Here is a 13208-nt window from a genome sequence, read left to right on the forward strand (position 1 = left end):
GTGTTCAGGCTGGGGGCCAGGACCGGCTGGAAGCTCCAAACGCGGCAGCGCTACTTGCTGACGGTCTTGTGCTTATTCAGCGCCCTTGCCACGTGTTCCGGGGAAACGTCCGAAAGACTGGTCCAGCCGAAATCTTTGGGATAGAGCGCTTCTTCCGACGTGATCCCCTCTGCACCCATGAATGTCGCCGTTGCTCGTTCGAGGTACCACTGAGCCCTGGTTACCGAATATCTGAAGTAGAACCCGTCGGTACCCCGCTCCTTCTGATTGATGAAACTGAAAGAGCCCGACCCGATAGACACCAGGTCGTTGAGAGCCATTGAGCCAAGTCTCTTGTTCAAATCGTTGTAGACGCAGTCCACGACCGTCGTTCCTGTAGCGAACTTTGAGAGGGTCCTCCCCTCGCCTTTCAGGACGATAAGCTCACAGGGGTTCTTATCGAAGTCGTACGCTTCATCGGGAACCGGATGGCGAACAATGATCACCGCGCCAGAAAGGCCCGTTCCAAAGAGCTCACCCGTCCGGTAGGCAAGCAAGGTATCGTCCGGACCGAGAAAGTGAATCACTTCGTCGGGCGGCGGTACGGTGCCCGCAGCCGGAACGGATGCAGAGACCGTCGAGGCAAAAAACGTAATAACCGCCATCGTTGACATGAACTGAGTGCGCATCGATCCTCCTTGTATCTGCACAGGCCAGGCTGGCGAAGATTGTAGTGCCTGAATCGCAGACACAAAAAAACCCGCTTCCGCGGGTTTGATTGCGATCCGGTTGAGGTACTCCGGATCTTACGTTGGTGCCCAAGGGGGGACTCGAACCCCCACAGCCTAAGCCGCTACCACCTCAAGGTAGTGCGTCTACCAATTCCGCCACCTGGGCATAACTTTTACAGCGTGTTGCGTGTGTCGCTGATTACTTCTTGGCCGGTTCGGCGGGACCCTGGGTGGCTTCCTGCTTCGCAGCCGGAACATCGTTGGTCGCTGCCGGCGCCGTGGCAGCCGGGGTGTCACCGTTGGCGGCGGGTGCCTGCGGCACATCCGACGCGACCGGCTTCACCGGAGCGTTGTTGGCGGGAGCGGCCGGCGTGGTAACGCCAGACATCACACCAAGATCCGCGGCCGGCTGGGGAGCACCCGTGCGACCGAGGTAGATACCCATACCCAGGCTGAGCACGAAGAACAGTGCCGCCAGGATCGCGGTAGCTCGCGTCATGAAGCTCGACGAACCACGCGCACCGAACACGGTTGCGGACGCGCCGCCACCGAAACCCGAACCTGCATCCGCACCGGCGCCGCGCTGCATGAGGATCAGCACGATCATCGCCGCGGCGATCAGGATATAGAAAACGCTGAAGAGGATGAACATATCTTCTTGTTTGCCGTGTCGCGATTATCGCGCCGCGGCGCATATATCCAGGAAATCGGACGCCACGAGAGCCGCACCGCCGATGAGTCCCCCGTCTACATCAGGCTGGGCGAAAAGTTCGGCCGCATTGGCCGGCTTGACGCTTCCACCGTAAAGCACCCGGGTCAGGAGCGAGATATTAACATCCTTTTTTGCCAGTTGGCTACGGATGAACGCATGAATTTTTTGCACCTTGTCCGGAGTAGCCGTCAGACCCGTCCCGATAGCCCACACAGGCTCATAAGCAACGACTGAATGACGGAACGGTTCAATGCCCACGTGCGCCACCACGGCCTCGAGCTGGCGACCGATCACGGCCTCAGCCTGCCCGGCCTCGTGCTCCTCACGGGTCTCACCGACACAAACGATGGGAGTCAGCCCCGCCTCGAGGGCTGCCTTGACCTTCCCGGCCACGACCGCGTCGGACTCGTGCTGATACTGACGACGTTCCGAATGGCCGACCAGCACCCACGTCGCGCCCACGTCCCGCAGCATGCTGCCTGAGACCTCACCGGTGAAAGCACCCGACGCCGAGTGCTCACTCAGGTCCTGGGCACCGAAGCGCAGCCCCCGGTCGCGGTACTTGTGCGTCAGCTCCTGCAGGAACACATCGGGCGGGAAGACCACGAGGTCGGGACCGTCCGGCCGGTTCTCCACCAGCTCGCGAACGAGGTCGTCCGCCATCTTGCGGGAGCCATGCATCTTCCAGTTACCGGCGACGAGCTTCGTGCGCATGGGTCAGGATTCCGTGCGGGGTAAAGGGGCGGCAGGATAGCGGCGGCCCGCCCGGCGGCAAAGCTGCATTGCCGCACGGAGGGCACGCACGCGCCATTCACCGAGGGTAATGCATGAATCGGGCATTTGCCTTGATCCGGCCTGTCTTATGATCCCCGTATGCGCACCCTGAGAATTCTCTTTATCGCCCTGCTCGTCTTCACGAGCGGCCTGGCCTTTGCCCAGACCGACGACGCCACGACTACACCGGCGCAGCAGATCGACGATCTGCGCGGCCAGCTTGACCAGGTCGAGAAGTCCATGAAGGACGAGCAGATCACCGACGGCAAGATCGACGACCTGCGCGGCAAGGCGACGGACATCGTCTCCAACGCACAGAAGGTGTCGAGCGCCCTGCAGTCCAGCCGGGACGCGGCCAAGGCCCGCCTCGACCAGATGGGCCCCGCGCCCGCCAGCGGGACGAAAGAAGCACCGGAGCTCGCCGCGTCCCGCAAGGACGCCACCAAGGCGTTCAACGCGGTCGATGCTCAGATCAAGCAGGCGGACGGCATCGCGCTCGAGGCGCAGCAGACCTCCGGACAGCTGGCGGATCTGCGGCGCATCCGCTTCCAGCAGACCATCTCCCAGCGGACCAACTCCCCCGTGTCCCGCGCGTTCTGGTCGGATCCGGCGGACGCCTTTCCCCGTGACCTGGCCAATCTTCGCGATTTCGGAAACCAGGCCAGAACCGACCTTGCCGCCAGCTGGACCCAGGGCAACCGGGTCGCGCTGATCGTCTGCGTGTTCTTCGGCCTGCTTCTGATGACGGGCGTTCGCTTCTATATCGAACATCGCGTGCGCCACCTCACGGCCAACCGCATGCCGCCAGGCCGCCTGCGCCGCTCGGCACTGATCCTGGGCATCGCGCTGACCTCGACACTCACCACCGGGCTGGGCACCCAGCTCCTTTATCTCGGCATCAACTGGAACGACACACTCAGCCACGACACCGACGAGATCGCGAAGCACATCGTCGGACTGGTGTTCTTCGGTGCGTTCGTCGCCGGACTGGGCCGCGCACTGATCTCCGCCAAGAAGCCCTCGTGGCGACTGCCCGCACTCTCGGACGAGACCGCCCTGCAGCTGCGGCGTTTTCCGATGCTGTTCTCGCTGGCAATCGTGCTGTTCCGCTTTCTCGACCTGCTGAACCGGACGATCGGCACGAGCCTCGCGGCAACGGTCATGACCAGCAGCGTGCAAGCGGTGGCACTGACCATCCTCGCCGCGCTCGCACTGATCCGCCTCAGCCGCACACACAAGACGGAGGCCGACGCCGAAAGCGACGATGCCGGGCAAGCCACGGCCGCCCGTCCGATCTGGGCCAGCCTGCTGATCGCGGCGGCGTGGATCGCCATCATCGCTTCCTGGGTCGGTCTGCTTCTGGGCTATGTATCGTTCGCCGCCTTCATGGCCGGACGCGTGGTCTGGATCACCATCGTGATCGCCGCGACATATCTTGCGATGCGTCTGGTCGACGACCTCTTCGAGACGCTGCTGTCGGAAAAGGGGCCGATGAGCGCCCGGGCGCAGGCGGTCTTCGGCACGCATCCCAAGATGCTGGACCAGGCGGGCGTATTGCTTTCCGGCGTCGTGCGACTGGGCCTGTTCCTGCTCGGTCTCTCCGCCGCGGCGGCCGGTGCCGGCGGCAGCGTGCCGGACCTGCTGGAACTCGGCGGCAAACTGCAGTCGCTGAAAATCTACAACGTCGAGCTGAAACCCGACCAGATCCTCACGGCGATCGGCCTGTTCTTCGTCGGCCTGATGGCGGTGCGCGTGGCGAAGAACTGGCTGTCCGACCAGTACCTGCCGCGAACCAGCCTCGACCCGGGCATGCGCAGTTCGCTGACCACCCTGCTCGGCTATGTCGGCGTCGTCATCGTCGTCGCCATCGCGCTGCTGGCGATGGGTCTTTCGGTACAGAACGTGGCGTGGGTCGCCTCGGCGCTGTCGGTGGGTATCGGTTTCGGCCTGCAGGCGATCGTGCAGAACTTCATTTCAGGCCTCATCCTGCTGGCCGAGCGACCGGTCAAGGTCGGCGACTGGGTCGTGCTGGACGATGCCGAGGGCGACATCCGCCGGATCAATGTCCGCGCCACCGAAATCCAGGTAGGCGACCGCTCGACCATCATCGTGCCGAACTCGTCGTTCATCACCAAACCGGTGCGGAACATGACGATGGCCAATCCGCAGGGGCGCGTGCAGATCAAGCTGCCGATGCCGCTGGACAGCGACCCCGTGCACGTGCGCGATCACATGCTGGAAGCGATGACCGCGCATAGCGCCGTGCAGGATACGCCCGCGCCGTCGGTGACGCTGGACAGCATCGACCGCACCGCGATGATGTTCGTGGCGACGTGCTATGTGGGTAGCCCGCGCGACGTCGGCGGGGTCAAGAGCGATCTGTTGTTCGACATCATCGCCCGCTTGCGCGGGGCGGATATTCCGCTGCTCCGACCGCAGGATCTGGTGTTGCGTTCGGGTGGGAATACCCCGGAGATGCCAGGGCCAACGGGTGCGGCTGCGCCGAAGGCGTCCACGGACGATCCTTCATCGTAGGAGCGCGCCCTGCGCGCGATGCTCTTAACATCGCGCGCAAGGCGCTCCTGCGAGTCTTACTTCTCGACCGGCACCAAACGCAGATCCTGGAAGTCGAAGCTGAAATCGGTCAACGGTGAGACGGGCTCCATCCGCACTTCGCGGACCTTGCCATCCGGATCCAGCGAGAAGTTGACGAACGCATCGCCGTTGAGCGACCGATCCGTCCAGTGAGCGATGAACGTATCGTGCTGCCACGGCTCCAGCGTGCCGCTGAGCTGTGCGGTCTTGCTGAAGGTCATGGACAGCTTGCCGCCCTGCTTCGACACCTTGACGTCGCCGTACCACGGATCGCGATACGTACCGACATAACCATCGAGCGGCAGCGAGGGCTTCGCACCCTTCATGCGCGCCGCCTCATGCTTCTTCATGCTGTCGTCGGCGTTACCTTCCGCCTTTTTGACGCCGGCGGCGTATGCGGCGATCCAGTCGGTCTTCGGCGCATCGGTGAAGGCGTCCAGCGCACGCATGGTCACCGCCTGGAACGCGGCACCGCTCTCCTGATTAGTCAGCACCACGATACCCAGCTTGAGATCGGGAACCATCGTGACGCGCGAGACCATGCCGGGCCAGCCACCGGTGTGCCAGACCAGCTTGTGACCGCGATAGTCGGAAACGAACCAGCCTTCGCCGTAGCCGGAGAAGTTCGGTCTGGCCGATTTGAGTTCGGGCACGGCGGGCTCAGGGATACGGATCGGCGTGATCAACGACCACATTTCGGCCTGACGCTTTTCGCTGAAGAGACGTTGCTCCTTGCCGCTGCCGTCCTTGTATGTGCCGCCGTCGAGCTGCATGGTCAGCCACTTCGAGAGATCGTGCACGCTCGAGTAGATGCCGCCCGCCGAAGGATTGTTGTTCCACGACATCGGCGCGACCGGCTTCAGGTCCTTGAAGTCGAATTTGGCGTGACCGGTAGCGATGTCGTCGTTCGGGCCGATGCTTTCCGGCGCATGCGTCTGCGACTCGGTCATGCCCAGCGGAACGAAGATGCGATCGTGCACGAAGTCGGCCCAGGGCTTGCCCGAGACCTGCTCGATCACCAGGCCCGCCACCGCGAAGAGAATGTTGTCGTACGCATACTCCGCTCGGAAACTGTTGGTCAGAGGCACGTAACGAAGACGCTGCACCACTTCCTTCGTGGTGTACGTCGTCGCGGGCCAGTACAACAGGTCCCCCGCGCCCAGGCTCAGGCCGCTGCGATGCGCAAGCAGATCGCGCACGCGCATCTCGCGGGTCACGTAGGGATCCGACATCTGGAACCAGGGCAGACGGTCGACCACCCGGTCGTTCATGTCCAGCTTGTTCTCGTCGGAGAGAATGGCCAGCGACGCCGCGGTAAACGCCTTGGTGTTCGACGCGATGGCGAACTGCGTATGCGCGTCGACCTTCGCCGGCTCGCCCAGCTTGCGCACGCCCGAGCCCATCTCGAGGACGATCTTGCCGTCCTTGACGATCGCCACCGCGATACCCGGCACGTCGAACTGCTTGCGCGTCGCATCGACATAGGCGTCGAAGTCGGCCAGCGCGGCCGGACGGGATGCCGTGGCGGCGGACGCGGGCGACGGCCCCACGTCCTGTCCCTGCGCGGCGAGTGCGAACGCGAAGCTGGTGACGCCGAAGGCGAGAAGATAACGAAGACGCGACATGGAAAGCCCCTGCAGGCAAAAACGGTGTGGGGACTATTCCACGCATCGCCGTACGGCGAAAGACTTCTCTCAGGCCTTGCTTTTCTCGCTGAAAAGCACGCTGCCGAGAATGATCGCGCCGGCGAGCGCCATGGTCGGGGTGAGCGCCTCACCGAGGAACATCCAAGCCCAGGCCACACCAAACAGGGGAACCAGATAGGTCGCGGTGGCGGCGCGCGGCGCACCGATACGCTGGATGAGGCGGAAGTAGAACGCGTAGGCCAGACCGGTGGAAAGCACACCCAGCGCCGTGACGGCGACCCACGACTTCACGGGAATGGGCGCGTCGGGCCATGTCAGCACGGCCAGCGGCGCGGTCAGAAGGGTCGCACCGAGCAGGCACCCGGCCGCCACCGCCGTGGGCGCGATATCGGAGAGGTAGCGCTTGATCAGGTTACCGGCAAGACCGTAGCAGAACGATGCCGCGGCGCCCGCCAGAGCGGCCGGTGCCACGTTGTCACCGGCGGTGCGGCCGCTGGCGAGAATCACGACGCCGATAAAGCCGGCGACCAGTGCGATGGCCTTGCGCGTGCCGATCTTCTCACCGAAGCCGACGAAGGCGACGAGGGCCGCGAAGAGGACGGTCATGCTGTTGGCGATGGCGCCAATGCCCGCCGGCGCGCGCTCCGCACCCCAGGCAAACAGGGTGAACGGGACGGCCGCGCTCAATGCGCCGAGCATCAGCATCTTCCACAGATGCGATAAGCGCAGGGTGTTGCGGGCGCGCCACAACAGCGGCAGCAGGATCACCGAACCGAACAGCAGGCGCGTCGCCACCATCGGGAACGGGCCGAAGTCCCTGGCGGCCACGCGCATGAAGAGAAACGAACCGCCCCAGATGGCGCCCAGGGCCACCAGTTCCACGGGCGTCCGCCAGTCGCGCTCGGCGCTGGGAGAGATCGAATCGATCGGGGCGTTGCTGGCGGCGGACATACGAACCTCACTTGTGTCTGAGGCTCATTGTCGCTGGAACCGCACGCCAGACAAGCGCATTCTTTGCAACCCAGCCCCTCATCTGATTCATGCCTTCCATGCGCTCCGCCCTGCTCCCGGCCCTTGCCGCGTTTGCATCCGCCGCCCGGCACCAGAACTTCGCCCACGCGGCGGAAGAGCTGCATCTGACCGCAAGCGCGGTCAGTCACCATGTGCGCAAACTGGAGACCGCCCTCGGTGTGAGTCTGTTCCAGCGACACGCCCGCGGGGTTGCCCTGACGCCGGAAGGCCGGCTCCTGGCCGATGCCGCCGGATCGGCCCTTGCCGAGGTGGAAGCCGTGCTCGACAGCCTGCGTCAGCATCGGCGGGACAACGGTCTGAGGATCAGCATCCTCCCGTCGCTCGCGGCCAACTGGCTGACGCCAAGGCTACGCCGCTTCATCGACGCGCACCCTGCGGTACGCCTGTCCATCGACACCGACCGCGCACTGGTGCGTTTCGACGAAGGAGGCCCTGACCTCGGCATCCGGTACGGCCTGGGCCAGTGGCCCGGACTCACCGCGCGTTTTCTCATGGACGACTCGCTGCAACCTCTTGCGTCGCCCGAGCTCGCCGCCGGTATCGCGACGCCCGGGGATGTCGCCGCCCTGCCCCTGCTGACCGATATCGCCCCCGAAGGCTGGCGGGAGTGGTTCCGGACGGCCGGGGTGCGTTATCCGCGTGGCGGCACGATGCATACGATCAGCGATTCAGCGGATAGCCTCAATGCGGCCGCATCCGGATTGGGCGCGGTTCTGGCCCGGACCCGTCTGGCCTCCGCGCATCTCGCCGACGGGCGGCTGGTGCGACTGCCCGGACCGGAACTGCCGACACGTTACGCCTATTACCTGGTGCATTCGGCGCATCGGCCGCCGAGCAAGGCGGCACTCGCTTTTATCGGGTGGGCCGAGCGAGAGGCCCAGGAGGCCCGGGCACAGCCTCATTCCACCCCGACAAAGCCACCCGTCTGATGCGCCCACAAGCGCGCATAAAGGCCACCGCGCGCAATCAGCTCCGAATGCGTGCCGGTCTCCACGATCGCGCCATGCTCCATCACGACGAGACGATCCATCTTCGCGATGGTCGACAGGCGGTGGGCGATGGCGATAACGGTCTTGCCGCGCATCAGCGTCTCGAGGCTCTCCTGGATCGCTGCCTCCGCTTCGGAATCCAGCGCCGAGGTGGCTTCGTCCAGAACCAGAATGGGCGCATCTTTCAGCAGGACGCGCGCAATGGCGATACGCTGCCGCTGGCCACCCGATAGCTTCACGCCACGCTCGCCGGCGTGGGCGTCGTAACCCGTGCGACCTTCGCCATCCGACAGCAGCGGGATGAACTCATCCGCACGAGCTTGCCGGACGGCCTCGGCCATCTCCGCGTCGGTCGCATCCGGACGCCCGTAAAGCAGGTTGTCCCGGATCGATCGATGCAGCAGCGAAGTATCCTGCGTCACCACGCCGATCTTCGAGCGCAGCGATTCCTGGGTGACCTTCGCGACATCCTGCCCATCGATGTAAATGTGCCCGTCCTCGAGGTCGTAGAGACGCAGCAGCACGTTCACCATCGTGGACTTGCCGGCACCCGACGGGCCGACCAGTCCGATCTTCTCACCCGCACGCACGACCAGATCGAGGCCGCCGATGATGCCGCCGGCCTTGCCGTAATGGAAATGAATATCGTCGAAGCGGACCTCGCCCTTCGACACCACCAGCGGCACGGCGTCGGCCCGATCGACCACCGTACGTTCCTGCGAGAGCGTGGTGATGCCATCCTGGACGGTACCGACATCCTCGAAGATGCCGTTGACCACCCACATGATCCAGCCGGACATGTTGTTGATACGGATGACCAGGCCCACGGCGAGCGCCACCTGACCCGTCGTCACCGTGCCACGCGACCAAAGCCACAACGCCAGCGCACTGGTGAAGCCGATCAGCAGGCCGTTGAGCGTGGTGATGGAGACATCCATCGTCGTGACCATGCGGCTCGACGACCGCACCTTCTCCGTCTGCTCGACGATGGCCTCACGCGCGTAGGCTTCCTCGCGGTTCGTATGGGCGAAGAGTTTCAGAGTCATCACGTTGCTGTAGCCGTCGACGATGCGCCCCATCAGCTTCGAGCGGGCCTCCGACGCCTTCCACGAACGTTCCTTCACCCGTGGCACGAAGAACACGAGCATGCCGATATAGCCGGCGATCCAGCAGATCAGCGGAACGGCCAGCCAGATGTCCGCTTTGGCGAACAGGTAGATCGAGGTACCGGCATAGACGGTGACGTACCAGAGGGCGTCGACCACCTGCACGGCCGACTGCCGCAGCGAGGGCGCCGTCTGCATGATGCGGTTGGCGATGCGCCCGGCGAAATCGTTCTGGAAAAAAGACAGGCTTTGCTTGAGGACATAGCGATGATGCTGCCAGCGCATCATGCTGGTCATGCCGGGATTGAGTGTCTGGTTGACCAGAAGATCGTGAATCCCGATCGAGAGGGGACGCAGGACGACCACGACAAAGGCCATCCACGCGAGCGTACCGGCGTGCGTCTGGAAGAAGGTCGCCGCTGGCGTCTTCTGCGCCATGTCGACCAGGCGCCCAAGAAAGTCGAACATGGCGACTTCGATCAGGGCGACGGCCAGCCCCACCACGAGGGCTGCGACGAAGATCTTCCATACCTGACGCAGGTAATGGACATAGAAGCGGACGACACTCTTCGGCGGGGTCCGGTCAGGGACCTCGCGGAAGATGTCGATCAGGGATTCGAACCATCGGAATATCATGCCGGCATTGTAGACCGGTAACGAGTCACGTCGATGTCGCAAGGCAGCGGGGAATACGTCATCCACGTACCCCCCCGGCCAGTGTCACGGTCAGGACAGCGTTTCACGCTCCCAGTGGCGCCCCGCGGCCAGCGCCTGCACGAAGCCCTTCGCAAAGCCGTCGCTGGCCTTGCCGCCCGTGACGACCACGCCGTGCTCGGTGCGGACGTCCTTTTTTTCACCGACGGCGACACCACCCGGCAGGCCGACGAGGAGCTCGGCGCCTTCACCACTGGCAGCGATGGCCTTGCAGTGGCGCCAGCTGTCCTTGATGAAGTCCGGCACATCCGGCACGCGCTTGAGAAGATCGACGCTGCCTCGGCCACCCGGCACGTAGATCGCATCGAACAGGACGGAGTTGCTCGTAAGGAAGCTGAAATCCGCCTCGACGGCATCGCCGTTCGAGCGAATCGCGCCTAGCTGAGGTGCGACGAACTTGACCTGCACCCCATTCTTCTCGAGGGCCTTGCGTACCGCGGCGACATCGTCGGCGGCGAAACCATCCGCCAGCAGCACCGCCACCTTGCGCGTTGCGAGCGTGTCGCCCGGCCGGTGACGCATGCTCAGCGCCGGAGAAACCGGAACGTCGCGTGCGGGCGTCGGTTGATACTTCTTCGGATCCGCGTCGGCTGGCACGCTGCGGTTGAGCGGCCCGTCGCTCTTCTTTGGGACGGGAATGCCGAGCGCCTGCGCCACGCTCGCCGCGAGGTCCGTGTCGACCTGAGCCAGCATGAACAGCATGCGCTGCCGCACCGTCGGCTCCTGTACCTTGCCCAGCTCGAAGCGCAGCGCGCTGACGATATGGTTGTACTCGGCCTCGGACTGGCTATGCAGGAACATGCGCGCCTGCGTGAAGTGATCGAGGAACGTCTCACTGCGTGCACGTACCTTCCGCGCATCGATGCGCTCGTTTACCGACGTGAATCCGCCATCCTTCCAGGAGGCCTGGAACGGACACCCGCCGCCCAGCGAGTTGGGCTCATACGCGACGCGCCCCTTGTCGATCGTGTGCCGCATGTGGGCATCACGCTGGTGATTGCGCACCGGAACGACGGCGCGATTGATCGGCAGCTCGTGGAAGTTGGGGCTGCCCAGGCGCGAAAGCTGCGTATCCGTATACGAGAACAGGCGTCCCTGCAGCAGCGGATCGTTGCTGAAATCGATACCTGGCACGACATGGCCGGGATGGAACGCCACCTGCTCGGTCTCGGCGAAATAATTATCCGGGTTGCGGTCCAGCACCATGCGACCGATGAGGCGCACGGGTACCACCTCTTCCGGAATCAGCTTGGTCGGATCGAGCAGGTCGAAATCGAACTTGTGCTCGTCTTTCTCGTCGACCAGCTGCACACCGAGCTCCCATTCCGGGAAATCGCCAGCCGTGATGGCATCGGCCAGGTCGCGCCGATGAAAGTCGGGGTCGTTGCCCGAGATTTTCAGCGCTTCGTCCCAGGCTACGCTATGCAGACCTAGCTTCGGCTTCCAATGGAATTTGACGAAGGTCGACTTACCTGCCGCATTGACGAAACGGAATGTATGGACACCGAACCCTTCCATCATCCGGTAGCTGCGTGGAATCGCACGATCAGACATCGCCCACATGATCATGTGCATCGACTCGGGCATCAGGGAGATGAAATCCCAGAAGGTGTCGTGCGCGCTGGCGGCCTGCGGAATCTCATTATGCGGCTCGGGTTTCACCGCATGAATCAGATCGGGAAACTTGATCGCGTCCTGAATGAAGAACACCGGGATGTTGTTGCCGACGAGATCGTAATTGCCTTCTTCGGTGTAGAACTTCACCGAGAACCCACGCACGTCGCGGGCGAGATCCGTAGAGCCACGCGATCCCGCTACGGTGGAGAAGCGGACGAAAACGGGCGTCCGCTTCCCTTTCTGTGAAAGGAAGGACGCGCGCGTGACCGGGGCCAGCGAGTCGTAGGCTTCGAAATAGCCATGCGCCGCGGCACCGCGCGCGTGGACGATCCGTTCCGGAATACGCTCGTGATCGAAATGGGTGATCTTTTCGCGGAGGATGAAATCCTCCAGCAGCGTCGCGCCGCGCTCGCCGGCCTTCAGCGAGTTCTGGTCGTCGGCGATGCGCGTTCCCTGATCCGTCGTCATCGTCGCGCCGGTGGCATCGACGGTGTCCCGCGCCAGGTCGGCGCGTTTGGGATTATCGTCGACGGCGGAGGGGTTCTTGCGTGCAGCGTTGGCTGGGGCTTTGGGCGCCTTGCTCATGATGTACCTCGCGTGTTCTCAACACGAGGTGTATGGCAGCGGCACCGTGAATCGTGGGTCAAGCCAGCGCAAAGATGATGCTTCTACGTAGGTATCAGGTGTGGCGTGCCAGCGCCTTATCCATGGCGACGAGCGCGAGACCGAGACCGAGGAAGAGCGCCCCTACGAGCAGGCTGTTGAGCAGCACCGCGACGTAACCCAGGTGATCCACGTCCATGAACGGATAGGGGTACTCATGCACCACGGCGCCCCGGCCCAGCGTCCAGATAAGGAACGCCAGCGGAAACGCCAGCCAGCGCAGCGCGTCACGCCAGACCAGTGCGCCATGCGGGAGCAACGCAAGCCACCACACGACGAACAGGAACGGCACGACGTAATGCAACGAGCGATCGGCCACCAGCTGCGGCCCCATCGGATGCCATAGCGACTGCAGGAGCACCGCGTAGATCAGGCAGGTCACCGAAATGGACAACGCCGCCAGCCCGCGCACGCGCGGCCCGCGCCATATCCGTAGCGCGGCCCAGCCTCCACCCGTCGCCGACGAGGTGGCGACGAGGGCCACCAGAAGGTTCGACAGGATGGTGAAGAAGCTGAAGAAACGCAGCGTCACCTCCAGCGCCGGCCCCGACCAGAGCATCAGCCAGTACTGGAGCATCAGCGTCGGCCAGGCCACCGCCGCGACGACGATTGCGAAAAGGTTCGAAACGGCGGCGACCCGGGGCGACATC

The 13208-nt window shown here is 63.9% G+C and carries 10 protein-coding genes and 1 tRNA gene; 2 read left to right on the forward strand and 9 right to left on the reverse strand.

The features are described 5' to 3' along the window. Positions 1-50 precede the first annotated feature (50 nt). The 4 genes from B5X73_RS09385 to tpiA form a co-directional block, all read right to left on the reverse strand. Positions 51-668 carry a hypothetical protein gene (locus B5X73_RS09385; RefSeq protein WP_079521468.1) on the reverse strand — a complete coding sequence of 206 codons (618 nt, stop codon included), beginning with the start codon at positions 666-668 and terminating at the stop codon, positions 51-53. A gap of 123 nt (positions 669-791) precedes the next feature. Further along, a tRNA-Leu gene (locus B5X73_RS09390) sits at positions 792-876 on the reverse strand. Positions 877-909: 33 nt separating this feature from the next. Then, positions 910-1362 carry a preprotein translocase subunit SecG gene (gene secG / locus B5X73_RS09395; protein ID WP_079521469.1) on the reverse strand — a complete coding sequence of 151 codons (453 nt, stop codon included), beginning with the start codon at positions 1360-1362 and terminating at the stop codon, positions 910-912. A 24-nt stretch (positions 1363-1386) separates the two neighbouring features. Continuing rightward, positions 1387-2136 (reverse strand): triose-phosphate isomerase, encoded by a 750-nt coding sequence (tpiA, locus tag B5X73_RS09400; protein ID WP_079521470.1) that lies wholly within the window; start codon positions 2134-2136, stop codon positions 1387-1389. Between the two features lie 159 nt (positions 2137-2295). On the opposite strand from tpiA, the gene B5X73_RS09405 reads away from it, so the two are divergent. Then, entirely contained in the window at positions 2296-4731 is a 2436-nt protein-coding gene (locus tag B5X73_RS09405) for a DUF3772 domain-containing protein (RefSeq protein WP_079521471.1), read from the forward strand. Between the two features lie 56 nt (positions 4732-4787). Here the strand turns inward: B5X73_RS09405 and B5X73_RS09410 are convergent, their stop codons facing one another. Both B5X73_RS09410 and B5X73_RS09415 read right to left on the reverse strand, forming a co-directional pair. Beyond that, entirely contained in the window at positions 4788-6416 is a 1629-nt protein-coding gene (locus B5X73_RS09410) for a serine hydrolase (protein ID WP_079521472.1), read from the reverse strand. A gap of 69 nt (positions 6417-6485) precedes the next feature. Then, a complete protein-coding gene (locus B5X73_RS09415) occupies positions 6486-7388 on the reverse strand; it encodes a DMT family transporter (protein ID WP_079521473.1) in 903 nt (300 codons plus the stop codon). Positions 7389-7477: 89 nt separating this feature from the next. On the opposite strand from B5X73_RS09415, the gene B5X73_RS09420 reads away from it, so the two are divergent. Then, positions 7478-8398 carry a LysR substrate-binding domain-containing protein gene (locus tag B5X73_RS09420; RefSeq protein WP_079521474.1) on the forward strand — a complete coding sequence of 307 codons (921 nt, stop codon included), beginning with the start codon at positions 7478-7480 and terminating at the stop codon, positions 8396-8398. Here B5X73_RS09420 and B5X73_RS09425 read toward each other — a convergent pair. The 3 genes from B5X73_RS09425 to B5X73_RS09435 form a co-directional block, all read right to left on the reverse strand. Further along, positions 8368-10200, reverse strand: a complete 1833-nt coding sequence (locus tag B5X73_RS09425; RefSeq protein ID WP_079521475.1) for an ABC transporter ATP-binding protein — start codon at positions 10198-10200, stop codon at positions 8368-8370. The genes B5X73_RS09420 and B5X73_RS09425 overlap by 31 nt on opposite strands. A 90-nt stretch (positions 10201-10290) precedes the next feature. Next, positions 10291-12363 carry a catalase gene (locus B5X73_RS09430; protein WP_254857267.1) on the reverse strand — a complete coding sequence of 691 codons (2073 nt, stop codon included), beginning with the start codon at positions 12361-12363 and terminating at the stop codon, positions 10291-10293. 211 nt (positions 12364-12574) lie between these two features. After that, positions 12575-13207 (reverse strand): Pr6Pr family membrane protein, encoded by a 633-nt coding sequence (locus B5X73_RS09435; protein WP_079521477.1) that lies wholly within the window; start codon positions 13205-13207, stop codon positions 12575-12577. Position 13208 lies beyond the last annotated feature (1 nt).

Origin of the sequence: Luteibacter sp. 22Crub2.1, from assembly GCF_900167995.1 — a bacterium.
Lineage (GTDB): Bacteria > Pseudomonadota > Gammaproteobacteria > Xanthomonadales > Rhodanobacteraceae > Luteibacter > Luteibacter mycovicinus.

Coding starts and splice junctions, on each gene's coding strand:
- B5X73_RS09405 (WP_079521471.1), top strand. CDS start 2,296: ATGCGCACCCTGAGAATTCTCTTTATCGCCCTGCTCGTCTTCACGAGC.
- B5X73_RS09420 (WP_079521474.1), top strand. CDS start 7,478: ATGCCTTCCATGCGCTCCGCCCTGCTCCCGGCCCTTGCCGCGTTTGCA.
- B5X73_RS09435 (WP_079521477.1), bottom strand. CDS start 13,207: ATGTCGCCCCGGGTCGCCGCCGTTTCGAACCTTTTCGCAATCGTCGTC.
- B5X73_RS09425 (WP_079521475.1), bottom strand. CDS start 10,200: ATGATATTCCGATGGTTCGAATCCCTGATCGACATCTTCCGCGAGGTC.
- tpiA (WP_079521470.1), bottom strand. CDS start 2,136: ATGCGCACGAAGCTCGTCGCCGGTAACTGGAAGATGCATGGCTCCCGC.
- secG (WP_079521469.1), bottom strand. CDS start 1,362: ATGTTCATCCTCTTCAGCGTTTTCTATATCCTGATCGCCGCGGCGATG.
- B5X73_RS09430 (WP_254857267.1), bottom strand. CDS start 12,363: ATGACGACGGATCAGGGAACGCGCATCGCCGACGACCAGAACTCGCTG.
- B5X73_RS09385 (WP_079521468.1), bottom strand. CDS start 668: ATGCGCACTCAGTTCATGTCAACGATGGCGGTTATTACGTTTTTTGCC.
- B5X73_RS09415 (WP_079521473.1), bottom strand. CDS start 7,388: ATGTCCGCCGCCAGCAACGCCCCGATCGATTCGATCTCTCCCAGCGCC.
- B5X73_RS09410 (WP_079521472.1), bottom strand. CDS start 6,416: ATGTCGCGTCTTCGTTATCTTCTCGCCTTCGGCGTCACCAGCTTCGCG.